Genomic DNA, 25,107 nt, shown 5'->3' on the forward strand with positions numbered 1-25,107 from the left:
GGCCAACTCCTATTATAGGGCTTATATACCTTTTGTTTTATTCGGCTGGACTAATTTGCTAACGGGTTTAGACTGTTGCTGACTGCCGGGCCATTGCTACCTTAAATATTATGTGTATTTTTAGGGTTATGAAGCGTAATTTGTGGGGTGGGATGGCCGTGTTGTTGCTGATAGCAACAGCAAGCTGTGGCTTGGTAAGGTCAATGGGTAAAAGTCCGCAAGGAGAAGAACTTGCCCGTTTGGATACTTTATCAAATTATAAAAACGGGAGTTTCGAAAATCTGGCCGAGCGTTCCGATTCCACTATCAAACGTAAATTTCTTTTTCTCCACAGCCGCCCTAAAACTATCCGCCCTTCTCACGCGCTGCCCTGGGTTAAAACTAATTTGAATACACTGGCTGCTCCTGCACCAACCATCGTATGGTTTGGGCACTCCTCTTTGCTCATCAAAACCGGGCAGGGCAATATACTCATCGACCCTATTTTTAGCAACCATGCCGGGCCGGTACCTGGGTTGATTACCGCTTTTGCCGGCACAATGAATTACCATGCTGAGGATATGCCGCCTATTGACGTATTGATCATTTCCCATGATCACTATGATCACCTGGATTACCGCACCCTGAAAAAATTAAAAGATAAAATCAAAATGGCTATAGTGCCAATGGGTGTAGGCTCGGATTTGGTATACTGGGGATTTGATCCCAAAAAGATCACTGAACTGAATTGGGGCCAATCGGTCACATTGCCTGGTGGCCTCCAGGTTACCGCTACCCCCGCGCAGCACCGCAGCAACCGTACATATACGCAAGAAAATAAAACGCTTTGGGCATCATACGTAATACAGGCAGGCCATTACCGGCTGTTTTACAGCGGCGATAGTGGTTATGGACCACACTTTAAAAAAATAGGCCAACAATATGGCCCGTTCGACCTGGCGCTGCTGGAATGCGGGCAGTACAGCCCGAATTGGCCATGGACACATCTGCAGCTTGGCCAAACCGCCCAGGCTGCCGTTGACCTGCAGGCTTGTTTGATACAACCCATCCACTGGGGTAAGTTTGTAGAAGCTAACCACCCCTGGAACGAATCTATTGAAAAGCTGCTGCCGGCAGCCGAAAAGCTGGGGGTTGAAGTAAACGTTCCGCGTATCGGGGAACCTTATACGTTGGGCGATCCGCTCAGGACCAAAATATGGTGGGATTTTAAGTAATTTATTGGGCTGATGACATAACCGGTAGCCTATGACCTGGCCGGTGAACTTAACCTTAACTCGAATTGATGCCTTGCTTTTTCGGCTTAAGCTGTTTTTAACAAACGCACCCCAATAAGATAATACATCACAAACGTAATAGCGGGAATAGCCACCAGGTAGCCTGCTGTACCAAAAGGATCTGGCCAGGAAGAAGGTATCAGTTCCAGTAAAATAGCAATTAAACTGCAGCCCACATACCAACGGCATGCAGGTTTACTGAGTGAGCCCGTTATTTTGAGCGCCACCGCAAAAAGAAGTGTACCCAGGTAAAACAATACAACTTCGGCCACGCTGATCACATAAAATAAACTCTTTACGGCAACGTACAAATCCGGGCGTTTTGCGGCCGGATTTGCAGCAAACAGCCGGAAAGCATCGGTAAGGTAATAACCCCAGAATGCCATATTGATAATAAACAGGGGCATTGCTATGCTCAGCGCTGCAAATGCTAATACCGAATACAGGTTTTCGCCTGCTTCCTGTAAACGGGTTTTCAGGAGGGCGGCACCCAACAAAAGTAAAATTCCGCCTGCTATAAGGATGGTGTAACGGGTTTGCTGTTCGGCAGCGGTGTTAACCCAGCCCTGCAATGACGAGGGCGGCGGCCCCATGCCCGCAAAGATGGAAAATAACAACCATGGTATAAATAGTAACAGCGCGGTAATAACCTGTTGCCCGCCTGTTCCATCTTGTTTCCAAAGCCGGTGTGCACCAAGGTTATATGCGGAGAAAATCATCAGACAGGCATTTAAGCCCCAAACGGGTAAATAAAATTCATAACTTACCGAACCTATGCCAAAAGCAATAACCATGGTTACCGGTGGAACAAGCCATAGGTATGCCAGGCTCAGTTTTTGTTTAAATGAAGTAGAATCGTTATACATCTCAATTATTTTAGTCCTTTTTCCAGTTTAGCATTTTGCCCGGCAAGTATCTTCCGGGAGCCATCGCGTTTGCCTCGCGGCTTATTTAGTGAACAAATCTTCTGTAGCCCAGGTTGGATTTTTGGCGTAAGCCTTCCAGAATATCTGGTCTAAGTCATAGTCGAAGTTGACTTTCCAACTGCGGGTATTGGTCAAAATCACAAAGTTAAATCCGTTATCCAAACGGGCTTGCTCAGTTTCTGTACCGGGCAAGCTTCCCGTATGAACATAGTTATTGCCTGTAATACCCCAACCGCACCCATAACCGGCATTGGCTGTTGAGCCGGTATACATTATATTTAAGGTTGATGGTGTAAGAATATCCGTACGTACCGGAAATTTATCAACATAAACCAGGAACCTGGCCAGGTCGGCGGCTGTTGCAACCCATCCTCCGTGCGAGTCCATCCGGCTTACATTCATTGCAAAAGGATCTTCGCCATACTGGCCATAGTAAGTAACTTCTTTTGGTAGTTTTTGTGCAAGTGTATTACCGCCAATGGTCATATCGGTAATTCCGATGGGTGTCAATACCAATGTTTTCACAGCTTCTTCATACGTCTGTCCGGTTATTTTTTCTATCACTCGTCCTAATATACAGTAACCAAAATTCGAGTAGGCATAGTTGGCGCCCGGCACATGGTCAAGCGGGCGGTTATCTAAAGTCCAGGTGATGAGTTGCGCGGCTGTCATTGCGGGGTTGGAGAACATCGGGTCTTTGTCGTCATTAGTCCAACCTCCGGATGTATGATGCAACAGTTCATCAACGGTAATATCGGTTATATGCGGGCCGTAGGCTTTAGTACCGTAAGTTTTGCCTAATATAGCGCCATCGCCAAATACTTTGTCGCTCAGCTTTATCTTACCCTGATCAAGCAGCCTCATGAGGGCAACGGAAGTGAACTGTTTTGAAAGACTTGCCAAACGATAACGATCTGTGATTACAGCTTTGGCGGCCTTCGCTTTATCACTTATGCCATAAGCTTTCAAATAGACCAGCTTTTCGCCCTTAGTAATGGCTACAGATACTGCCGGAACGTTATAAGTAGTCATAAAGGCATTCACCTCATCATCCAATGCAGCAACAGCAACTTTGCTGGCAGCAAGGGTATCAACAACTGTTCCGGTGCCTGTTCCGGTTCCCGTACCAGTTCCAGTCCCAGTACCTGTTCCTGTTCCTGTATCCGTTTTAGTTACTGAAGGCGCATCTTTACCGCAGCCGGCAAAAAGCAGCAGGCCGGCAACAGCCATTATTTTGGTAAATTTTAACGCATTCACCGCAAAGCGGCAAATACCGGATTTATAATTTTTTTTCATAGGTAGTAGGTATTTGTTGTTTAATTATTAATCGAACCCTGTTAACCACGGGGGAGCCTGACAGGAAACCCAAAGAGACATAAATAGGCGGAAAAGCACTTTCGCGTTTGTTGCAAATCCTTTTGAGTTTGTTCCATAGTTAACAATTCCCTGCTCCCGCAAACTCAGGTATGGAATCATTATCTTACTTACCCGCGCCTATTTGCAGTTGTAAGTAAAAGCGTTTATGCCCGAGCCATCAAGTGCCATGCTAACCGGTAAATTCTTCTCGTTGTACTGGTAGGTAATAGTTGAGTTAATGGTAGCTGCCGGCTGGCCGTCAACCGTTATTAGTTTGCCGGTAATTTTGATTGGGTTATTTTTGCTTAGGATTGCGCATCGGCCTAACCAAAAACGAAGCTTATCCAGGTTATAGGCGCCAGCTCCACTAAAATCGTTGCCTATAAATTTCCAATATTTGGCGATAGCCGTGTATGGCGAAAGTTTATCGTCGTAAGTTATATTCAGCGTTTCATCAGAGATTTGCTTGTAATCGATCCGGCTTTCACCAGTTTGAGGAACGGTGAACTTCCGCTCGTAGTCATATACAATTTTTACCTGGGTTACGTTGTCGTTGGCGTCATAAGCAAAAACGAGTTCGGTTCTAAAAAACGTAAAGCCCTGGGCGTCCTGCGATCCGTTACCAGGTGCAAGTACTGTAGTCAGGTGTTTTTTTGCATCATCATACAAAAATTGATACATGGAATCTGTCCTCATTGAAGAAGGCGGGTTTGAAGCAGTAAACAAATAATGCATAAATTGAGGATTGCCATCATAAATATTGCCGCTGCCACCGCTATAGGTGTAGGTGATGTTAATATTGCTGTAGAAATGATTTCCCTGGCCGTCAACACCTGCGCTGGGATAAGCGTCAATAGTCTTGGTAGGTGTAATGGTTCTGACAAAAGGTCCGTAATAGTAATTGGGGCCGGTCATTTTTACTAAATAGCCTTTATCATCATACTCAAAATTACGTACGCCAAGCGCCTGGTCCAAATCGCTTGCAATAGCGCAACCCGTAGGGTTTACTACAGGCGGAATAGGGTTATTGGAGGGTTTCCCGCAACTAAACAAAATAATAAGCAAGCCAAATATGAATAAGGCGACAAACGGGAATTTGGCGATGATTTTTGCGTTCTCATTTCGTCCGAACCTTTTAGGGATGTTTTGCCCGCAGGTAAATGCAATGTATTTTTGAAGTGTTTTCATTCCTGGTAGATTTATAGGTTTCTTGTTGTAGTTTTATAAAATGCTTAAAAGAATGCCGCGTTCAATCGGGCTCCAGTTTTATAGGGATGGCGATATCTTTTCCCACATCAAGGATGTGTAAAGCAAGGCTCTTAGTGTTGTTAGGGACTTCAAAAGTTACGGCGCCAATCTTCTCGGCATGACGTTCCACTAATTCACTTAAATCGCCGGTTGGCGGGGTAAGTGCCCCGTCGATAGCAAGCCTAAAACCCTCATTCCAAAATGTGGCGGGCGAGTAATTGCTGTTGTTTTTGTATTTTATTTTAATTTCCAGCGAATTGCTTTGCGGAGTGATGGCTTCAAGCGATGAGGTAAGGATTGTATATTCATGATCTTCAATCTTTACCCTGGTCATTGAAAATACCGGCTTAAGGTTTTCGACCGGCTTTTGTAGTTCATCTTTTTTACCCGGCAAAGTATCCGCCTCTTTTTTTTCCTCCTGTTTTGTTTCGGTAGCTATTTTGTTTGATGCCGCCGATTTGCTGAATAAACCTGCCCCGTTTAATGCTACAATTAAACCTGTAACCGCAGTTACTACAGCAGCAAGGCCGGTAATAATTCCCGGCACGGTGGTCCAAAAGTTTTTTTCATCAGGCATAATGATATTTTATTAAGGTTTATCGGTTTGGGTTAGCGGGATTGCTATAGTCCCGCCCATTTTTATTTATAAGCTTTTTCTTTTTTCTGCTGTCCATAATCAGGGTTACTACGGCAAATATGAATACGGCCGACATTGCCAGAATCTCCTGGGTGTTTTTTTTGACAATGCCGTCGGCCACGCAAATGGGGCCCAGCACGGTCAGGCAAATAAGGGTTGGTTTTCTCGGCAATAAAATGGCCATGGTAAATAATTTAAAAGGTTTTTAGTGGTATAATAACTTATTGTACAACCAGGTCTACGTCGGCATCAACTTCATTATCGGCTTTAACCTTGTCCCAAATGCGCACCTTAACGTGGTAGGTTTCGCCGGCTACCATAGGTTTGGCAATGGTAATATCCCCGCGCAGTTCCGAAGCAGCAGCCGGTGGGTGCCCCTGGTCGTTGGCAAAAAGGTCATCGGCTTTAAGCACCTGGGCGCCCTTTTTATCGGTTATCAGCAACATCATCCCCGGAAAAACCTTTCCATCCTTAATACCATAATTGTTTAGCCCGAGCGCTACTATAGCAATGCGGGTATTAATTTGTACTTTATTATCGGTCATCCGTTTATTGGCCGCATCTATCAATAACATGTCCTGAACTATAAAGCCATTGTAACTGAACGATAGGCCGGTGCGCAGGTCTGTTTTGGTGCCTTTGCTAAAGCTGCACCCTCCAAATGCAAGGCAGCCTAATATCAGTGTGATGATGTGTTGTTTTTTCATTTCTATGGATTGGTTAAGGGTTGTTGGTAAAATTATAAGGCATTGAATTTGAGGGAACTTGCTAAGTAGATTACTGATAGGCAATATCAATAACCCCTATTTTGGTTCCATCTTTGGCATTTACTTGTTCAATCCTGTCTATATAGCCTTGCGCGTTTTTATGGTAGGTTGCACTTGAGGAAGCCCCTGAGGATGTTGTTACCGATGGCAAAAGCTTGCCGGCATATATAGTTGGAAAAGTGTTGCCGCTGCCGCCGTTAGAATTGGGGGTGTAATTACTGGAATAGCCGGTAGTTCCAAAATAATCGAAACCAAAATTTTTGCCGGTAAGGGTATTTACGTTGGAGGGGTCAAAACCAGAATAAGTTGTTTTAACGCCACCTCCCTGGTTATCGGGAACGGTGGCGGCTACCAGGTTGTCGTTATCATCCCAGGTATAGGTGTAATCAAAATCGCCGATATTTTGCCCGTTAAATGTCCTGGTCTGGTGTATTTTCACCAGTCGGCCTTTACTATCGTAACTGAATGATGAGTTATACCTTTCGGTTTCAGACGAATAACTTAGTACAGTGCTTACCCGCCCGTTATCTAAATTAACATCGGTAATTAATTTATCCCCATTATCATAGGGGTTCACAATTTCAAAGCCGCCGGCACGATAAGTTATGATGTTATTTGGACTACCCACAGTGGCCAGCCTGTTGTTGCTATCATAGGTATTGTTTTTTACTACAGTAATGTAAGGGAGGGTTAATACCATTTGCTTTACTAATGGTGTAGCGACGACGGTGGGATCTGTGGTTTTGCTATTTTTTGAACAGGATATAAAATTTACAATAATAAGCAGTATTGCAAAAGTTGTTTTTAAAGTTTTCATGGTGATATTGTAGTGTTTAGCCTTCCCGTGATCTGATCAACGTTAATGTTTATGAGCAATTTCTTCCTGTTATTGGTAAGCGATATCGGTAATAATATTATAGTAAGAATCGGCTGGGTCAACCTCTTGAATTTTATCTATGTAACCCTGGGCGTTTTTATGATAGGTTACATTATAGCTATGGCCTGGCTTTTTTATTACCGATGGTAAAAGCTTGCCGGCATAAATATTGGGGAAAATATACCCGCTGCCACCATTGTTGTTAGGCACATAATCACTTGGATAATCGGCAGTTCCCAGGTAATCGAACCCGAAATTTTTGCCTCTGAGCGTGTTTACGTTATCGGCAGAAAAACCGGAATAGGTGGTGGTGTAAGTATTTCCGCTGTTATCAGTGGAGGTGTTGGATACCAGGTTGTCATTATCATCCCAGGAGTAAGCATAACTAAAATGGCCTATAACCTGCCCGTTGGCCGTGCGGGTTTGCGTTATTTTTATCAACCTCCCTTTGCTATCGTAGCTAAATGCAGAATTATATCTTTCGGCAGCGTAATAACTTAATACAGCGCCAATTCTTCCATCTGTTAAATTTACATCCGTAATTATATTATCATTAGGGCCATCCGGGCGTACTATTTCAAATCCGCCGGCATTGTAAGTTATTACATTGGTAGTAGTTCCTACTGTGGCAAGTCTTTTTTTATCGTCGTAAGTATTATTGTACACAACCCTTAAATTGGAGTAGGTTACTACCATTTGTGTTACTAATGGCGAAGGCGCTATAGCAGGACCAGTATTGTTGTTATCTTTTGAACAGGATGTGAATGTTGCCCATATAAGCAATAGAACTGAGCATTTTTTTAAATTTTTCATTGGTAAAGTATTGTTCGGGTTGTTTTTATGAAAAAAACTTTTGAGGAATGGGCACCTGTTACTGGTAGGCAATATCAGTGTATACAAAATCTTTTGGATCGCTTGTGTCGGTTTCTTCTATCCGGTCTATATACCCCTGGGCGTTTTTGTGATAGGTATAATTAAGGGTTAAGTTGCTTACTTTCCGTACAGATGGTAAAATTTTGCCGGGATATATAAATGGTAAAATACCGTTGCTCGATCCATCTCCGCCCGGATAAAACTCACCTGTGTAACTCGCCGTTCCAAAGTAATCAAAGCCGAAGTTTTTACCGGTTAGGGTATTCGTATTTTCTGCATTGAAGCCCGAGTAGGCTACTTTGTATTCACTCCCTGGCTGGGCCGGATCATAGCTATTTGAAGCCACCAGGTTGTCGTTATCGTCCCATGTGAAGGTATGGATAATAGTACGGGATGGGTACGGGGGAGCGGCGCCAAGGGTAATTGTTTGCTGGATTTTGATTAAACGCCCTTTGGCATCGTAACTAAACGCGGCATTGACCGGCAGATTTTGGTTCACCTGGTTAATAAACTCGTTATAGATAACAGATTTTACCCTCCCGTTTTCTAAATTGAAATCTATTACCTTTTTTTTGTTAGCTTCAGTTGTATTTACAATTTGAAAGCCACCAAGATTATAAGTTATTGGATTAGGATGGTTATCAAAGCCGGTACTGACCAGTCTTTTTTGATCGTCATACGTGCAGTTAAAAATACCACGTCCGGAATAGGTAGTAAACGCCATCGTTTTCACTAACGGGGTTACCGAAGTATTATCAATGTTGTCGCTATTTTTGCTACAAGTTGAAAAGATTGCCACCAGAAGTGCAACCGCAAAAGCAGATTTAAAAATTTTCATAAGCAGATAGATTAAGATGCATTGATCTGAAACCGCGCCAGGCCTTATTTATACGGGCTATAACATTGGTACAAATCGTTCACAAATAAACATAGCCCACCCAAAAATTACTTTCGCGTACGTTGCAAATACTTTCGATTTTGTTGCAATTTTTATCGTCAGGAAACAATTTTGCTTAAAAACTATTATCAGGAGTTAAATATCACACCTCTACTACCTTACTTGGAGCGAAGCCGAAATGGCGCGAGAAACTTGCCGAAAAGCTGGCAGGGCTGCCAAAACCAACCATATATGCCACCTCGGATACCGTTGCCACACGGCGTTCCAACAGGTCATGCGCATATTGCAGGCGAACGATGCGGATGAGCTCGCCCGGGGCCTGGCCAATAAGGCCTTTTAATTTACGATGTAATTGCGTGCGGCTAAGCCCCATATCGGCAGCGAGCTGATCGGCGCTGTAACCCTCTTCGTTCAGATGGCTTTCAACAGCCTGGCGGATGCGCGCTATAAAATCCTGCTCGATGGATGGCAGAACGATAGTATTCTTAAGCCACAGGTCGCGGGTACTGTAATGCAGGCGTAACTGCTCGCGTACGCTGATGAGGTTTTCGATAAGGGCAAGCAATTCCCGCTGATCAAAGGGCTTGGCCAGGTAGGCATCGGCCCCGGTCTCAATCCCCTGTATGCGGCTGTCCAGGTCGGCTTTGGCGGTCAGGATGATTACCGGGATATGGCTGGTTTTTTCGTCTTTTTTAAGCGTCTCGCTCAATTCATAGCCACTTACCTTAGGCATCATCAGATCGGTAATAACCAGGTTAGGGATGTGTTGCAGGCCAAGTGCTATGCCTTCCTCGCCATCGGCCGCGGTAATTAAGCGGTACCTGCCGGCCAGCGACTGCCTTATAAATTCCCTCAGCTCGTGATGGTCCTCAATCAGCAGGATCAGCGGGCTGCTTTCATCGGCAACCAACACTTCAACTGTGCCGGACACCGGTGTAAATAACCCAACAAATGATGTTTCCGCGTTCGGTTCGGTGACCGCTTCGGCAACCCGGTACGGCATATCTATGCGGATCTGTGTATACAAGCCTTCAACACTTTCGGCCGCTATCTGCCCGCCCATCAGTTCAACCAGCTCTTTAGTAAGCGCCAGTCCGATACCCGTACCCTCTGCCGACCGCGTATCCGACGGATCGGCCTGGTAAAAGCGGGTAAAAATGTACGACAGCTTGGCGGCGGGTATCCCCTTACCTGTATCCTTAATGGTAAGCGTGAATACGCTGTTTTGCGCATCCTTATTTTGATTTAATGCAATTTCTATCTTTCCCTCGTCGGTAAATTTTAGGGCGTTTGATAGTATATTGAGGATCACCTTGTCCATTTTATCCCGGTCGGTCAATATCCAAAGAGCATCTTCGCCGGTGGTAAAATGCAGGGTGATGCCTTTTTGTAAAGCCAGCGATTCGTAGGAGAGGGTGTGCAATTTCACAAGTGCTACCAAATCTACCGGTACCAGGTTTACATCCATCAGTCCGCTTTCTACTTTGCTTAAATCCAGCAGCTGGTTAATCAGTTGCAGCAAACGTTCGGCATTGCTAATGATCAGCCGGAGGTTTTTATCAGTATCCCCGGCAGGGGTATATAATAACTCCTTAGCCGGGTTCATGATCAGCGTGAGCGGCGTTTTAAACTCATGGGTAATATTGGTAAAAAATCGAGATTTTACCGCATCTAACTCCAGCAGCTTATCGGCCTGTTCTTTCAGTTCGGCGGTGCGCAGCTGCACAATTTGCTCCAACCGCCGGGCTTCGGTGGCTACCAGTTCGGTTTTTTCGGCCTCCTGAGCAAGGGCCCGGGCCGATAGGTTTTCAACCTCCCTCAGTTTTGCTGTAAGTTTTTGATTGGTGCGGGCAAAATCAAGCGCCAGGTAAAGTGACAGGCAAAGCGGCAACACTAACGATCCCGCACCCATTACAAACAGGCGCAGCGAGTTACGTTGATAAGGCCAAATGTGAAACATATCCGACCAGGCAAATACATAAACCAATATAATAGTGCTTACTCCAATGCCAATAAGCCAGGCATCCTTTTGCCCTCTTTTAATAACCTGGGCTACCGACCATAAGCCATCCGCCATACAAACAAAGTAGGTTATCCAAAAATAATCATCCCCCTGCTCCACCTTAAAAACCCAATACTTTAAAATGTACCTTATCAGGTAAAATAGCGTAATACCTGTTAAGGCCACCGTCCGCAACCTGGGCATCCGGCGATAATTGAGTACGTAAAGCAATAACACTGCCGACCACATGATCAATACCCTACAGGCAATGGATGTAAAATCGGCAAGATATTGAACTGAAGGATACGGCGTTAGGTAAAACTGGTAAACCGCAATGCCATTAATGCCTACCAACAGCACAAACAACGCGTAATACGCGTTGAGCTTTTGCCTGGGGTAAAAAAGAAAAAACAGGAAATGCAGCAGGCCCAGTATCAGCTGCGCGGCAGCAAACATGGGTAAATAATCAAACAGCTGTTTGCTTGCGCTTGCTCTTTCGGCACGTTTTACATAATCGCCTATTGAAAGCTGAAACCCAAAAAAATCAGGAAAAACACCAAAAAAATTTGAATAACGGATAGTGAGCAGGTGGGGCCGGGTATCGGCAAACCAAAGCGGGATCAGTTCTCTTGGGGCGCGGATAGCCTCCATTTGCTGCGCCGAGTGGCCGACCTTGCCATACCCCCCCATGGGCTTACCATCCATAAATATTTCAGAAGCGCCATCGTGATTAATAGCGATAAAAAGTTTCCTGTTCACCAGCCCCGTATCCGCCCTTACCCATAAGCCAAACCAGCCCATACCCCGCCATCGCCGCGGCGCATCGGTTTTACCAAAAATGGTATGGTGCAGGGTATCCCAGCCAGCTGTGGTGCTTACAGCCTGTTTATCCGCGGCAAAATCGCCGGAGTGAAAAAACCAAAGCGAATCATCAAGGAAGATCTGGTTATTTTTACCAAAATCACTGCCGCGTATTATGGTTACATGCTGCGCGCCGGCCCGGTTTACAAGGCACAATAATGCCAGGCACGTAAAAAACGTGCAATAACTTATGTACTTATATGGAAAAATATTCCTTCTATACATAAAAATATACTGCAACTACTTGTCTATCAAAAATAATATTTTCAAACGAGGAGGCAATAGTAATTGATAATATAATATAGAGGCTTACGCAATTATGCCGCAGATATCATATTTATACCCAAATTGAGTAGGGAGCAATGGTATATAACTTTAGCCTGTGGCAGGCGTTTTCACCGCCTCTCCGGTAAGCTCTTTAATAAGATCATGAAACTCCAGATATCACACCCTGACGTTCGATACGACGGGCAAAAAAAGGTGATTTGCACAAAAAAATCGATATTGGCCAGAAAATTATTGCTAAAACAGAAGCAAACCGGCCTTAAAGTGCAGGCATCCGTATAGATTAATATGCCCCATTTCTACAGTTTTACAACAGCGCCATTATTTTTCTTACAACGCCAAATACTTTCAAAAAACTAAAAATACGTATTATTACGTTCACCTGTTCGTGGTTTTTTGCTTACTTTAGCCCTTAGATGATTTCTGTAGTTTCAAAATTACCCCAAACGGGCACTACCATATTTACGGTAATGTCTGCCCTGGCCAGCGAGGTTGGTGCTATAAACTTGTCGCAGGGATTTCCCGATTACAATTGCTCGGCCGACCTTATCGGGCTGGTTAACAAGGCTATGACAGATGGCCATAACCAATATGCCCCTATGGCCGGCGTAATGAGCTTAAGGGAGCGGATTGCCGAAAAAACCGAGAAGCTTTACGGCGCTGTTTACAACCCCGAAACCGAAATAACCATAACCGCCGGCGGCACACAGGCTATATTTACAGCAATAAGCGCGGTTATCCACCCCAATGACGAGGTTATAATTTTTGAGCCCGCATTTGATTGCTACGCCCCTGCTATAAAGCTGATGGGCGGCGTGGTAAAATCATTACCGCTTGAACCGCCAAACTACCGCATTGCCTGGGATATGGTGAAAAGGCTCATCAACCATAAAACCAAAATGATTATCCTTAATTCGCCGCACAACCCTACTGCTACTATTTTGCACAAGGAGGATATTGACGAGTTAAGTGCATTGGTTAAAAACCAGGATATTTTAATACTAAGTGACGAGGTTTACGAACACCTGATATATGACGGCCAAACACACCACAGTATGGCGCGCTACCCCGATTTGCAGCAGCGCAGCTTTATCGTAGCATCATTTGGCAAGCCTTTTCATGCTACCGGCTGGAAAGTGGGCTACTGTATGGCGCCGGCCTACCTGATGCATGAATTCAGGAAAATTCACCAGTTTTTGGTTTTCGCGGTTAATACACCCATACAATATGCTATTGCCGAGCATCTAAAAAATGAAGAAACTTATACGGGTTTACCGGAGTTTTTTCAGCAAAAACGAGACTACTTTCGCCAGGGACTGGAACAAACCCGGTTTGAGCTGTTACCTTGCTACGGATCATACTTTCAATCAGTACGTTACAGCAATATAACCGACGAAAAAGATGCAGATTTTGTACTGCGCCTTACTAAGGAGTTTGGGGTGGCAGCCATACCTGTTTCGGCCTTTTACAGCAAGGGGATTGACCATCATGTGTTAAGGTTTTGTTTCGCCAAAAGGCAAGAAACTTTGGATAAAGCCGTTGATAGGTTATTGAAAGTGTAATTTTGGTTCATGGTTCATTGTTGATGGATCATAGCCGGATTGCTATTGTTTTAACTTCGGTTCATGGTTCATTGTTGATGGATCATAGCCGGATTGCTATTGTTTCATCGGGTTTCAAGACCATGATAAAAAAGTTCCATGAACCATGATCTATGAACCATCAACTATGAACTAAAAAGTATGGATAATCTTAAAATTACCGTTTTTCAAGGCTACCTTTTTTGGGAAAATACTGATAAAAATTTACAAAATATCACTTTACGCTTATCTGGCGGAATAAGGGAAAAAACAGACCTTATTATTTTGCCCGAAATGTTTAGCACCGGCTTTACCATGAATGCCGCTGCACTTGCCGAACCAATGGAAGGCAAAACCATGCAATGGATGCACCAAACTGCCAAACAACACGATTGCGTGGTTACAGGCAGTATCATCATTAAAGAAAACGACCATTACTACAACCGCCTCATTTGGATGCGTACCGACGGCACATATGAGTATTATGATAAACGCCACCTGTTTGCTTTAGGCAAAGAACATAACACTTACACTGCCGGCACCAAAAAAATCATGGTGGAGCTAAACGGCTGGAAAATATGCCCCATGATTTGCTACGACTTGCGTTTCCCGGTATGGTTGCGCAACCTTGCCGATAACCCTTACGATTTATTGATAGTTGTAGCCAACTGGCCCGAACGCCGGGCTCCGCACTGGCGTACCTTATTGCCCGCCCGCGCTGTTGAAAACCAGGCTTATGTAATTGGTGTAAACCGGGTGGGCCATGATGGCAACGAGGTTTACCATTCAGGCGACTCAACCTGTATCGATCCAAACGGCAACGTGGTTTACTACAAGCGCGATGAGGACGATGTATACACGTTCTCCATCATCGCCGATGAGGTACAAAAAGCCCGCCGTGCCTTGCCGTTTTTGAAAGATGCGGATAAATTTGAAATAAATCTTTAGGCGATTGATCATTGGTCATTGGTCATTGGTCATTGGTCATTGGTCATTGGTCATTGGTCATTGGTCATTGGTCATTGGTCATTGGTCATTGGTCATTGGTGAGAATTGGGTTTGGGCTGTTTGGTTTTAAAAATGTTAATTTTCTTTAAAACTTTAGGTGTATTTGTTGAGCATTACGGTATTTTTTTGTGAAAAACTTCATGTTTTTTGACATCTTTTAGTGTATAGCCGTTCTGTGCTCCGATTTTTAAAAATGGGGTATTCGGGTTTGCCCGAGCCCGAACACCATCAAATAATAACTAACTGATAATCAGTATATATAAAAACAACCCAAAGTCATCTTTCAAACACCAGCACACTTAAAAACCTGATTTATAACAACTTAAGTGTTCGCGTTTTCCAATCCGAACGGATAACCCTGCAAAAGCGAACACCCTGTGGTGATGTTCGCATATATAATTTTCACCCGACAACCCTCTTCATAGAAAATTCATAACCATTATGAATTTTTGCCCCGTTGAATTGAAAGAGGACTATGTGTAAAATAAAAACCCTGCTATTTTTATTAATTGTATTTTTTTGCTGTAATACAAACCGGGCCACCGCCCAAACCGACACACTCAAAATTAACTTCCAGGATGCCGAAAAACAGTTTTTGGAAAACAACCTGGCCTTACTGGCACAGAAGTATAATATTGAGGCTTCAAAAGCGCTGATACAGCAAGCCAAACTCTGGGATAACCCCGTACTAAGCACCGACCAAAACATCTGGGATGGCGGCAGTAAAAAATTCTTTTACCACGGCAATAACAGCGGCCAGGTATTTGTGCAGCTAAGCCAGGTATTTGCCACCGCCGGCAAACGCGGCAAACAGGTAAAAGTGGCCGAAGATGATGCCAAAGTTCAGGAAGCAGCCTTTGCCGACCTGATGCGCAACCTGCGCTATAACCTTCAGCTGGATTTCAGCCAGCTGGCTACATTGAACGCCCAGGAAAAAGTTTATCAGAATGAAATCAGTTCGGCCCAGAACCTGGTCGCGGCTATCCAAAAATCATTTGATGCCGGCAATACTTCCATGAAAGATCTGATCCGCCTTAAAGCATTGCTTTTTGGCCTGCAGAATGATATGGTAGAAAATCACCGCCAGGTAAACGATTTACAAACCGAGTTAAAAACCCTGCTGCAAACCAAAGAAACAGCTTTTGTGTACCCAGTGATAAGCGATAAACCTGTTGAGACGGTAACCCTCGATATCCCAGGTTTGATTGAGCAGGCCAAAACAAACAGACCCGATTACCTGTCAAACCAATACCAGCTAAGCTCGGCCACGCATAACCTGGCCTACCAAAAAGCCTTGGCTGTGCCCGATGTTACTATCGGTGCTGCTTACGACCAAAACAGCAGTTATGCACGCAACTACTACGGCCTGCAAATTGGCTTGCCCCTACCCTTTTTTAACCGCAACCAGGGCAATATTAAATCGGCCAAATACAATATTCAAAGCCAGGAAGCTACTGTAAAACAGAATGAACTTCAGCTTAAAAACGATGTGGTAGCGGCTGTAAATCAGTACAAATTAAACCAGCAACTGTTCTCGACCCAGCAACTGGAGTTTAATGAGCAATACGATAAACTGTTTAACAGCATGCTCAAAAGTTTTCAGCAACGCCAAATCAGCCTGATTGAATTTGTCGATTTTTTTGACACCTATAAAGATACCAAGCTAAAAATACTGCAACAGCAATACAACCTGCAAAAAGCCATTGCCGACCTGAACTTTGCAACCGGTACTACTATAATTAAATCGTAAAACACCTTATAAAACATATATAATGATGAAAAGAGAAACGCTGTTATCCGGCATCTCCGCTTTACTATTGCTTGCCGCCTGCAAGGGCAAGCCGCAACCCGTAGCCGAAAATAAGCAGGTTTGTGTAAGCGATTCGATGGCAAAAATTATAACCATTGATACTGCGAAAACTACTGCCATAAAAAATGAGCTTACCCTATCGGGCGAGGTTTCAAACGACGAAAATAACGTTGTAAAAGTTTTTCCTTTTTCCAGCGGGCAAATACTGGATGTTAAAGTTTCCCTTGGCGATAAAGTAACCAAGGGTCAAACCCTGGCTATAATGCGCAGCGCCGATGTTGCCGGCAACTACACCGACTTAACAGCCACAAAATCAGACCTGGCTATATCAAAACGCCAGTTGGAGCAGGCCGAATACCTGTACAAAAACGGTATCTCCAGCGAGCGTGATTACACCGAAGCCAAAGAAAACTATAATAAAGCCGAAGCAGCTAACCATAAAATCCAGCAGCAAATAGCCATTAATGGTGGTGGTAACACCAACCCGGGCGGCACGCTGATTATCAGGGCACCCGAAACCGGTTATGTAGTCGAAAAAAATGTTACCACTGGCAGCTTCATCCGCCAGGATAACAATGGCAGCATGTTCACCATATCAAACATGAAAGATGTCTGGATCTGGGCCAACGTGTTTGAATCCGACATCAGTAAAGTGAAAACCGGCTATAGCGCAAAAGTAACCACCCTGGCCTACCCCGGTAAGGTTTTCGAAGGTAAAATTGATGCTGTAAGCTCGGTACTTGACCCCGATAATAAGGTAATGAAGATAAAGGTAGTATTACCTAATACCGATATGTTGTTGAAACCCGAAATGTTTACCAACGTAGTGATTACCAATAACGATGCTGCAACATCAGTATCAATTCCTGCCAAAGCGGTAATCTTCGATAGCAGCAAAAATTTTGTGGTGGTTTACAACAGCAAATGCGATTTAAAAGTACGCGAGGTAAGCGTTATCAAAACAGTTGATGATATTACCTACATTGCATCGGGCCTAAACGCCGGCGACAAAGTGATCTCCAAAAACGGCCTGCTTTTATATGACGCATTAGCGGGAGACTAATTTTAGTATCAAGTAGTAAGTATCAAGATTTTTTTAATCCACAACCATGATACTTAACACTATTCAAGATTCTCAGATAAGAAATTCTTACTACTTACTACTTGATACTTACTACTAATCAGCTACTTGATACTTACTACTTGATACTATTACTCCAATGAATAAATTCATTAAAAATATAATTTACTTTTCACTCAGGCACCGCTACTTTGTGTTTTTTATGACACTGGTTTTGGTTGTGCTTGGTGTGTGGAGCTACATGAATACGCCCATCGAGACGTTTCCTGATGTAACTAATACCCAAATCATCATTATTGCCCAATGGCCGGGCCGTAGCGCCGAGGAAGTTGAAAAAATGATCACCATCCCAATGGAGACCGTTTTAAACTCGGTACAAAAAAAGGCCAACCTGCGTACAACCTCGGCCTTCGGCTTATCGTACGTGCGCATCATTTTTGATGATGATGTGGATGATGCTTTTGCCCGCCAACAGGTATTAAGCCGCCTGGGTAATGCCGATTTGCCGGATGGCGTAAAACCCGAGGTTGAGCCACCATACGGCCCTACCGGCGAAATTTATCGTTATACACTTAAAAGCCGCACCAAATCAATTCACGAGCTTACCGCCATTCAGGATTGGGTGCTCGATCGTCAATTCAAATCTGTGCCCGGCGTTGCCGATGTAAACAGCTTTGGCGGCGAGGAAAAAACTTACGAAGTTTCCGTTAACCCTGCCCTATTGCAAAAGTATGGGCTTACCTCCCTGGATGTTTATACCGCCATAAACCGCAGTAACATCAACGTGGGTGGCGATGTGATTGAAAAAAATGACCAGGCTTATGTAGTGCGCGGTATTGGGGTTATCAATAATATTGACGAAATCCAGAATATCATCATCAAAAATGTAAACAACGTACCGATATTGGCAAAAGATATTGCCGATGTAAAAGAGGCCGGCCTACCCCGCTTAGGGCAGGTAAGCCGCGACAAGCAGAAAGATGTGCTTGAAGGTATCATTGTAATGCGCAAAGGCGAGAATCCGGCCGAAGTGCTAAATCGTATCCGCGATAAAGTAAAAGACCTGAACGAAAACATCCTGCCTAAGGACGTGAAGATTGATACCTTTTACGACCGTACAAACCTAATGGATTTTTGTACCGAAACAGTTATTCATAACCTGTGCGAAGGTATTATCCTGGTAACCGTCATCGTGTTCCTGTTTATGGCCGACTGGCGTACAACCCTTACCGTTGCTATTATCATCCCGCTATCCTTGTTGTTTGCATTTGTATGTATGCGCATAAAAGGAATGAGCGCCAACCTGTTATCAATGGGTGCTGTGGATTTTGGGATTATTATAGATGGCGCGGTTGTAATGGTTGAGGGGATTTTTGTTGCCCTTGATCATAAGGCTAAAGAAGTAGGCATGCAAAAGTTTAACGGCCTTGCCAAACTGGGCTTGTTTAAAAATGTAGGTGCCGAAATGGGTAAAGCCATCTTCTTCTCCAAGTTGATTATCATCACCTGTTTAATCCCGATTTTTGCCTTCCAGAAGGTTGAGGGTAAAATGTTCTCGCCTTTGGCCTATACTTTGGGCTTTGCTTTACTCGGGGCATTAATATTCACGCTTACCCTGGTACCTGCCCTGTCCAGCATCCTGTTACAGAAAAACGTAAAGGAAAAGCATAATCCGGTTGTTATCTTTTTCGAGAATGGCATCCGCCGGATGTTCAACTTCACCTATAAAAATCAAAAATTAAGTTTGCTGGTTGCGGTTGCATTTATGGCGATCACATTCTTCTCTGCCAGGTTCTTAGGATCAGAGTTTTTACCCGATTTAAATGAAGGAGCGCTTTGGGTAGAGGCTGAATTGCCTATGAGTGTTTCATTGTCAGAAGCAGAAAGCATCAATCAAAAAATGATGCAGATATTAGATAAGTTTCCCGAGGTAAAACAAACCTTGGCACAAGTTGGCCGTACCAATGACGGTACCGACCCTAAAGGCTTCTTTGATGTACAAATTCAGGTAGATCTTAAAAACAAAAAGGAATGGCCCAGTGGCATTACCGAGGATGAACTTATTGCCCAGATGGATAAGCAACTCAGTAAAATCCCGGGTGCGGTGTTCAACTATTCGCAGCCTATCCGCGATAACGTAGAGGAAGCGGTTGCGGGCGTTAACGCCGCACTGGCTGTAAAAATCTTCGGCCCCGATTTTCAAACGCTTGATAAAAAAGCCGACAGCGTACTGCGAATTTTAAAAACGGTACAGGGCGTTGAAGACCTTGGGGTGCTTCGCAATTTAGGGCAACCAGAATTCAGAATTGAACTTGACCAACGCAAAATGGCACTTTATGGCGTGTCCACCGCCGATGCCAACTCGGTTATCGAAATGGCTATAGGGGGTAAAGCCGCAACTGAATTGTATGAGGGCGAGCGCAGGTTTGATATCAGGATTAGGTACCAGCAACAATACCGCAATACCCAGGATAAAATAGAAAACCTGATGGTGCCTACCCTTAACGGCTCCAAAATTTCAATAAAAGAAATTGCCACCATCAAAACCATTACCGGACCTGCCTTTATTTACAGGGATAATAATACCCGGTACATTGCCGTAAAATTCTCGGTACGCGGCCGCGATTTGGGCAGCACCATTGCCGAAGCACAAAGCAAAGTGCACTCGAAAGTAACATTTGAGCATGGCTACACTGATGTTTGGGCAGGTGAGTTTGAAAACCAGATCCGTGCATCAAATACATTGGCCCATGTAGTGCCTATTTGCTTACTGGTAATATTCCTCATCTTGTTTATCACATTTGGCAATGCCAAAGATGCCACATTGGTTATTATGAACGTACCATTCGCCTTAATTGGCGGGATACTGGCTTTGCATATAACAGGCACAAACTTTAGTATCTCTGCAGGTATTGGATTTATCGCCTTATTTGGTGTGTGTATCCAAAATGGTGTAATCCTGGTATCTGTATTTAAAAAGAACCTTGAAGAACATATACCGCTGGATAAAGCGATTTTAGATGGCGTAATCAGCCGTGTAAGGCCGGTAGTGATGACTGCGTTAATGGCTGCTATCGGCTTAATGCCTGCAGCTGTATCAACAGGAATAGGTTCCGAAACGCAGAAGCCCCTGGCTATTGTAGTAATTGGTGGCCTGGTAACTTCTACTATATTAACGTTATTAATTTTACCTATCATATATGCTATCGTTCACCGTCTAACCCACCGCCGGGAAAACCGTAAGCTGTTAAAAAAAATAGGCGTTGTACGTAACGCATAATACCCCTTGCTAAACTAAACGCCCGGCTAATAAACCGGGCGTTTTTTTCGTTTATATGCTTTTAAGTTTTAATTTGCGTTATCATACCACACGTTAAGAATATGCCATCGTCGCGCGCCATTGTAAGCAGTTTTTCTATCGCTGCAATCCTTTTGTTATCCCATATTTCATCGGCACAAAAAAGAAAAGATAAAGATTACGCCCAACTGGTTAACCCCTTTATTGGTACCGGGGGGCACGGGCACACTTACCCGGGCGCGGTAATGCCTTTTGGCATGGTGCAGCTAAGCCCTGATACTCGATTGGAAGGCTGGGATGGCTGCTCGGGCTATCATTACACCGATACAGTGGTTTATGGCTTCTCGCACACCCATTTAAGCGGCACAGGCATTCCCGATTATTGCGATGTGTTGTTTATGCCTACCACCGGCGAGCCGCAGTTTAAAAACACCGAATATCGCTCTGGTTTTAAAAAGAAAAATGAGATTGCCACACCCGGTTATTATAAAACCTTGCTGGATAAATACAATATCGGCGTCGAATTAACAGCTACCACCCGCGTAGGCGTACATCGTTACAGTTATCCCGATGCCGAAAAAGCCAACATTATTATAGACCTGCAACACCGCGACGAGGTGCTGGATTCATGGATTGAAGTTGTAAATGACCATGAGATACGCGGGTACCGGCAATCAAAATCATGGGCCGATAAGCAGCAGGTTTATTTTTACGCCAAATTCTCTAAACCATTTAAAACTTACGGTATAGCCAGTAACAACGAGTTACAGGAAAGGAAAAACAAAGTACAGGGCAAAAACATTAAAATGTACCTGCAGTTTAACAATCCCGGCGAGGTGATTTCCAAAGTAGGTATTTCGGCAGTAAGTGCCGAAGGTGCCTTAAAAAACCTGGATGCCGAAGTACCCGATTTCGATTTTAAAAAAATCCAGAAAGCAGCCAAGGCTACCTGGAATACCGAGTTGAATAAAATACAGGTTGAAGGCGGCGGCCCATCCTCGTCACAACAATCAGCGCTTAATGATGAAGGGACGGTTAACAGCCCTGATAGTCCCGCCCCTGCCGGTAAAAAGACAAAACCCATTGACTATGCAGGTATAAAACAAACCATATTTTACACCGCTTTATACCACTGCATGCTGGCACCCAACATTTATAGCGACGTTGACGGCCAATACCGGGGTATGGATCAGCAAGTACATACCGCGCAAGGCTTTAACTACTATACTGTTTTTTCGTTGTGGGATACTTATCGAGCCGAAAATCCCTTGCTTGCACTGATAGATAGAAAACGCACACTCGATTTTATCAAATCATTCCTGGCGATGCATGACCAGGGCGGTTTGTTGCCCATTTGGCCACTGGCCAGTACCGAAACCTATTGCATGATTGGCAACCACTCCATCCCGGTTATTGTAGATGCTTATGTAAAAGGTATCCGGGATTTTGATGCGGCAAAAGCATTTACCGCTATGAAAGCCGCGGTGAACCGCAACCGGTTTGGGCTGGATGTTTACCGTAAAAACGGCGCGGTATTATCCGACCGGGAAGATGCTTCGGTGTCCAAAACCCTGGAGTATGCCTATGACGATTGGTGTATAGCCCAGATGGCCAAAATGCTGGATAAGCCTAACGATTACACCGAATACATTCAACGTGCCCAGTATTGGAAAAACGTTTACAATAACCAAAATGGCTTTATGCAGGCCCGCAGCAATGGCGGCTGGCTTAGCCCATTTGATCCTGCCGAGATTAACGGTAATTACACCGAAGGCAATTCCTGGCAATACTCCTTCTTTGTACCCCAGGATGTAGAAAGCCTGATGGCAAAAATGGGGGGCAAGGAAGCATTTGAAGCCAAACTGGATGAATTGTTTACCACAGAATCGAAGCTCAAAGGCAGCGATATCCCGGATGTGGCCGGCTTGATAGGTCAATACGCACACGGTAACGAACCGAGCCACCATATGGCTTACCTGTACAACTTTACCGCATCGCCCGAGAAGACACAATTTTATGTAGACAGGATATTACGCGAGGAATACAGCAATAAGCCGGATGGGCTGGCAGGAAATGAAGATTGCGGGCAAATGTCGGCCTGGTATGTGATGAGTTCAATGGGCATATACAATATCGCGCCCGGGCAGCAGGCTTTCCAGGTAGGTGTACCACAGTTTGATAAAGCGGTTATTAATTTAGAAAACGGCAAGCAATTTACCATCCTTAACTCCGGGGCAAGCATAGGCAAAGGCAATATTTATTTGCAGGGCATGAGCCTGGCCAAGAAAACCTATAACAAACTATACCTCAATTTTGACGATATAGCCAATGGCGGCGAGTTTGAAGTATTTGCAGGCAAACTGGCCAACAAACTGTTTGTACAGGATTTGGAACGCCCAACTTCAAAAATCACCGATAGCTTGATTGTGGCTAACCCTTACATTATTGCGCCCGCCAAATCATTCAAAGAACCCATCAGCATACAAATAAAAAGTTCAGATACCGAGGCGAGGATCTACTACACTTTAGATGGAACAACCCCTACCACGGGTTCGATGCAGTACACCGGGTCAATTATCATTTCGGGCAGCACCACGGTTAAGGCTATAGCCGTTAATAATGGTAAAAGCAGCTTTGTTGATGAGGCCAGCTTTGTCAAACTTTGAAAGTGCCTGTCGGATACCGGTAAAAAGAGCGTGGCAAGTGTGCCGCCAGAAATGCTGAAACTCAAAAATAAAGCAATAAATATTAACATTTATGATGCATAAAAATGCAATAATTAACATAAATGATGCAAACATTTGCGCGCAATTATGGTTAGCTTTAAAATTTAATTATTACTTACATTAACCTTTTGCCCTATGACCAATTACTCATCAAATGACGATAACAAGATTGCAGGTATCGTTAGTTATTTTTTTATTTTAGGATGGCTTATATCCTACTTCGCGCTTTATCAAAATAAAAAAACCTACCTGGCAAGTTACCAGCTTAGGCAAACCTTGTTGTTTCACCTGGCTTCTATAGTGATTTACTATGCGGCCGGGGCTATCTTTTTTTCACTCGGCGCCTCGTTAGGAAGTATTTTATTTTGGATTGTGAGGACCGGGCTGCTGATAATCTGGATAATTGGATTTATTGGGGCATTACAAGCCGAGCAAAAACCAATGCCGCTTATTGGCGAGAAGGCCCAGTCGCTGTTTTCCGGAATCTGAGCGATCAATAACTTAAGGGTGGAGTAGCTATTGGGCTACTCCTTTTCAAGTAGCTTTTTTGATTCCTGAAGTTTATCCTTTTCTGCCTTTTCAAGCACCGGGTATTTTAGCTTCAAGTTATTTAAGGTGTTAAGAATAACCGAAGAAATGGCAATTCGTGTAAACCATTTTTTATCGGCGGGGATTACATACCAGGGGCAATCGTTGGTAGCGGTTTCTTTTATTGCCTTTTCATAGGCATTCATGTAATCTTCCCATTTTTCCCGCTCTTGAATATCGGCAGCCGAAAATTTCCAGTTCTTTTTGGGATCATCAATCCGCTTTAAAAAACGCAGCTTTTGCTCCTGTTTGGAGACATTCAAATAAAATTTGATTATTACCGTACCGTTATCGGTAAGATGCTTTTCAAATGCACGGATACTTTCGTAACGTTTATCCCAAAACTTCCCATCAACATCTTTTACATCGTTAATCCCTGGCAAATGTTCTTTTAGCAACAAATCGGGATGTACCTTGGTTACCAGCACATTTTCATAATGCGACCGGTTATGAATCCCTATCCTGCCCCTTTCGGGTAACGAGCGGTAATGCCGCCATAAAAAATCATGTTCATAATCTTCGGCACTCGGTTGTTTAAAACTATAAACCTGGCAGCCCTGCGGGTTTAAGCCCGATAATGTGTGTTCAATAGCGCTATCTTTCCCGGCGGCATCCATCGCCTGGAAAATAATGAGCAGGGCGTATTTATTGGCTGCGTAAAGCTCTGTCTGCAGGTCGGATGTTTCGGCTATCAGCTCTTTTAATATCTTTTGGGCATCCTCTTTTTTAAACCCGTCGGAATATGCCGGATCAAAATCCTTTAGTGTAAACCCTTTACCATTTTCGACTTTAAACTTGCTGATGATATTATTCATGATAAAAAATTTGTTTTACACGTTGTTAACATGAAATTTAGGTATTAAAATTGCGTTGATAATAAAAAGTTTATTTTAGCTAATGTACTACGCCACCGTTTAAACCTAAATATAAGTTCCCCTTTGAGGCAACATTAAATTATATCATGGAAATTTCATGCCTTTATTAAATAAAAAGGCAGGCGGTTGGTATAGCT

At 43.9% G+C, this 25,107-nt stretch carries 20 protein-coding genes; 9 read left to right on the forward strand and 11 right to left on the reverse strand.

Annotated features, from left to right (window positions below):
- Positions 1-128 precede the first annotated feature (128 nt).
- Positions 129-1,214, forward strand: coding sequence for an MBL fold metallo-hydrolase (locus AC1RM2_RS33330; RefSeq protein ID WP_492989444.1), 1,086 nt, complete (start codon positions 129-131; stop codon positions 1,212-1,214).
- Between the two features lie 86 nt (positions 1,215-1,300).
- Here AC1RM2_RS33330 and AC1RM2_RS33335 read toward each other — a convergent pair whose 3' ends face one another.
- The 10 genes from AC1RM2_RS33335 to AC1RM2_RS33380 form a co-directional block, all read right to left on the reverse strand.
- Complete coding sequence (locus AC1RM2_RS33335; RefSeq protein WP_492989445.1) at positions 1,301-2,140, reverse strand: hypothetical protein; 840 nt, start codon at positions 2,138-2,140, stop codon at positions 1,301-1,303.
- A gap of 81 nt (positions 2,141-2,221) precedes the next feature.
- Positions 2,222-3,496, reverse strand: a complete 1,275-nt coding sequence (locus tag AC1RM2_RS33340) for a serine hydrolase domain-containing protein (RefSeq protein ID WP_492989446.1) — start codon at positions 3,494-3,496, stop codon at positions 2,222-2,224.
- 198 nt (positions 3,497-3,694) lie between these two features.
- Positions 3,695-4,744 (reverse strand): hypothetical protein, encoded by a 1,050-nt coding sequence (locus tag AC1RM2_RS33345; protein WP_492989447.1) that lies wholly within the window; start codon positions 4,742-4,744, stop codon positions 3,695-3,697.
- A gap of 61 nt (positions 4,745-4,805) precedes the next feature.
- Positions 4,806-5,381 carry a hypothetical protein gene (locus tag AC1RM2_RS33350; protein WP_492989448.1) on the reverse strand — a complete coding sequence of 192 codons (576 nt, stop codon included), beginning with the start codon at positions 5,379-5,381 and terminating at the stop codon, positions 4,806-4,808.
- Positions 5,382-5,400: 19 nt separating this feature from the next.
- Entirely contained in the window at positions 5,401-5,625 is a 225-nt protein-coding gene (locus tag AC1RM2_RS33355) for a hypothetical protein (RefSeq protein WP_492989449.1), read from the reverse strand.
- A gap of 37 nt (positions 5,626-5,662) precedes the next feature.
- Positions 5,663-6,148 (reverse strand): hypothetical protein, encoded by a 486-nt coding sequence (locus AC1RM2_RS33360; RefSeq protein ID WP_492989450.1) that lies wholly within the window; start codon positions 6,146-6,148, stop codon positions 5,663-5,665.
- Between the two features lie 70 nt (positions 6,149-6,218).
- Positions 6,219-7,025: a hypothetical protein gene (locus AC1RM2_RS33365; RefSeq protein ID WP_492989451.1), complete on the reverse strand. Its 807-nt coding sequence runs from the start codon at positions 7,023-7,025 to the stop codon at positions 6,219-6,221.
- A 69-nt stretch (positions 7,026-7,094) separates the two neighbouring features.
- The gene (locus AC1RM2_RS33370; protein ID WP_492989452.1) at positions 7,095-7,898 is read right to left on the reverse strand and encodes a hypothetical protein; all 804 of its coding nucleotides are present in this window, start codon (positions 7,896-7,898) and stop codon (positions 7,095-7,097) included.
- Between the two features lie 58 nt (positions 7,899-7,956).
- Entirely contained in the window at positions 7,957-8,796 is an 840-nt protein-coding gene (locus AC1RM2_RS33375; protein WP_492989453.1) for a hypothetical protein, read from the reverse strand.
- Positions 8,797-8,998: 202 nt separating this feature from the next.
- Positions 8,999-11,944, reverse strand: a complete 2,946-nt coding sequence (locus AC1RM2_RS33380) for an ATP-binding protein (protein ID WP_492989454.1) — start codon at positions 11,942-11,944, stop codon at positions 8,999-9,001.
- 204 nt (positions 11,945-12,148) lie between these two features.
- Between AC1RM2_RS33380 and AC1RM2_RS33385 the strand changes: the two genes are divergently transcribed.
- The 8 genes from AC1RM2_RS33385 to AC1RM2_RS33420 all read left to right on the forward strand — a co-directional run bounded on the left by AC1RM2_RS33385 (position 12,149) and on the right by AC1RM2_RS33420 (position 23,996).
- On the forward strand, positions 12,149-12,286 hold the full coding sequence (locus tag AC1RM2_RS33385; RefSeq protein ID WP_492989455.1) for a hypothetical protein: 138 nt from the start codon (positions 12,149-12,151) through the stop codon (positions 12,284-12,286).
- 134 nt (positions 12,287-12,420) lie between these two features.
- Positions 12,421-13,566: a methionine aminotransferase gene (locus AC1RM2_RS33390; protein ID WP_492989456.1), complete on the forward strand. Its 1,146-nt coding sequence runs from the start codon at positions 12,421-12,423 to the stop codon at positions 13,564-13,566.
- 180 nt (positions 13,567-13,746) lie between these two features.
- On the forward strand, positions 13,747-14,532 hold the full coding sequence (locus tag AC1RM2_RS33395; protein ID WP_477363745.1) for an amidohydrolase: 786 nt from the start codon (positions 13,747-13,749) through the stop codon (positions 14,530-14,532).
- A gap of 535 nt (positions 14,533-15,067) precedes the next feature.
- A complete protein-coding gene (locus AC1RM2_RS33400; RefSeq protein ID WP_492989457.1) occupies positions 15,068-16,342 on the forward strand; it encodes a TolC family protein in 1,275 nt (424 codons plus the stop codon).
- Positions 16,343-16,364: 22 nt separating this feature from the next.
- Positions 16,365-17,465, forward strand: coding sequence for an efflux RND transporter periplasmic adaptor subunit (locus tag AC1RM2_RS33405; protein ID WP_492989458.1), 1,101 nt, complete (start codon positions 16,365-16,367; stop codon positions 17,463-17,465).
- A 157-nt stretch (positions 17,466-17,622) separates the two neighbouring features.
- Positions 17,623-20,763 (forward strand): efflux RND transporter permease subunit, encoded by a 3,141-nt coding sequence (locus AC1RM2_RS33410; RefSeq protein ID WP_492989459.1) that lies wholly within the window; start codon positions 17,623-17,625, stop codon positions 20,761-20,763.
- A gap of 101 nt (positions 20,764-20,864) precedes the next feature.
- Positions 20,865-23,447, forward strand: a complete 2,583-nt coding sequence (locus AC1RM2_RS33415) for a GH92 family glycosyl hydrolase (RefSeq protein WP_492989460.1) — start codon at positions 20,865-20,867, stop codon at positions 23,445-23,447.
- Positions 23,448-23,642: 195 nt separating this feature from the next.
- A complete protein-coding gene (locus AC1RM2_RS33420) occupies positions 23,643-23,996 on the forward strand; it encodes a magnetosome magnetite crystal formation protein family (protein WP_492989461.1) in 354 nt (117 codons plus the stop codon).
- Between the two features lie 35 nt (positions 23,997-24,031).
- Here AC1RM2_RS33420 and AC1RM2_RS33425 read toward each other — a convergent pair whose 3' ends face one another.
- Positions 24,032-24,910, reverse strand: coding sequence for a polyphosphate kinase 2 family protein (locus AC1RM2_RS33425; protein WP_492989462.1), 879 nt, complete (start codon positions 24,908-24,910; stop codon positions 24,032-24,034).
- Positions 24,911-25,107 lie beyond the last annotated feature (197 nt).

It is taken from the genome of Mucilaginibacter sp. GW822-FHT03E02 (genome assembly GCF_058801545.1).

Coding starts and splice junctions, on each gene's coding strand:
- AC1RM2_RS33385 (WP_492989455.1), top strand. CDS start 12,149: ATGAAACTCCAGATATCACACCCTGACGTTCGATACGACGGGCAAAAA.
- AC1RM2_RS33365 (WP_492989451.1), bottom strand. CDS start 7,025: ATGAAAACTTTAAAAACAACTTTTGCAATACTGCTTATTATTGTAAAT.
- AC1RM2_RS33370 (WP_492989452.1), bottom strand. CDS start 7,898: ATGAAAAATTTAAAAAAATGCTCAGTTCTATTGCTTATATGGGCAACA.
- AC1RM2_RS33375 (WP_492989453.1), bottom strand. CDS start 8,796: ATGAAAATTTTTAAATCTGCTTTTGCGGTTGCACTTCTGGTGGCAATC.
- AC1RM2_RS33340 (WP_492989446.1), bottom strand. CDS start 3,496: ATGAAAAAAAATTATAAATCCGGTATTTGCCGCTTTGCGGTGAATGCG.
- AC1RM2_RS33350 (WP_492989448.1), bottom strand. CDS start 5,381: ATGCCTGATGAAAAAAACTTTTGGACCACCGTGCCGGGAATTATTACC.
- AC1RM2_RS33420 (WP_492989461.1), top strand. CDS start 23,643: ATGACCAATTACTCATCAAATGACGATAACAAGATTGCAGGTATCGTT.
- AC1RM2_RS33335 (WP_492989445.1), bottom strand. CDS start 2,140: ATGTATAACGATTCTACTTCATTTAAACAAAAACTGAGCCTGGCATAC.
- AC1RM2_RS33330 (WP_492989444.1), top strand. CDS start 129: ATGAAGCGTAATTTGTGGGGTGGGATGGCCGTGTTGTTGCTGATAGCA.
- AC1RM2_RS33395 (WP_477363745.1), top strand. CDS start 13,747: ATGGATAATCTTAAAATTACCGTTTTTCAAGGCTACCTTTTTTGGGAA.
- AC1RM2_RS33355 (WP_492989449.1), bottom strand. CDS start 5,625: ATGGCCATTTTATTGCCGAGAAAACCAACCCTTATTTGCCTGACCGTG.
- AC1RM2_RS33405 (WP_492989458.1), top strand. CDS start 16,365: ATGATGAAAAGAGAAACGCTGTTATCCGGCATCTCCGCTTTACTATTG.
- AC1RM2_RS33390 (WP_492989456.1), top strand. CDS start 12,421: ATGATTTCTGTAGTTTCAAAATTACCCCAAACGGGCACTACCATATTT.
- AC1RM2_RS33380 (WP_492989454.1), bottom strand. CDS start 11,944: ATGTATAGAAGGAATATTTTTCCATATAAGTACATAAGTTATTGCACG.
- AC1RM2_RS33400 (WP_492989457.1), top strand. CDS start 15,068: ATGTGTAAAATAAAAACCCTGCTATTTTTATTAATTGTATTTTTTTGC.
- AC1RM2_RS33360 (WP_492989450.1), bottom strand. CDS start 6,148: ATGAAAAAACAACACATCATCACACTGATATTAGGCTGCCTTGCATTT.
- AC1RM2_RS33415 (WP_492989460.1), top strand. CDS start 20,865: ATGCCATCGTCGCGCGCCATTGTAAGCAGTTTTTCTATCGCTGCAATC.
- AC1RM2_RS33425 (WP_492989462.1), bottom strand. CDS start 24,910: ATGAATAATATCATCAGCAAGTTTAAAGTCGAAAATGGTAAAGGGTTT.
- AC1RM2_RS33345 (WP_492989447.1), bottom strand. CDS start 4,744: ATGAAAACACTTCAAAAATACATTGCATTTACCTGCGGGCAAAACATC.
- AC1RM2_RS33410 (WP_492989459.1), top strand. CDS start 17,623: ATGAATAAATTCATTAAAAATATAATTTACTTTTCACTCAGGCACCGC.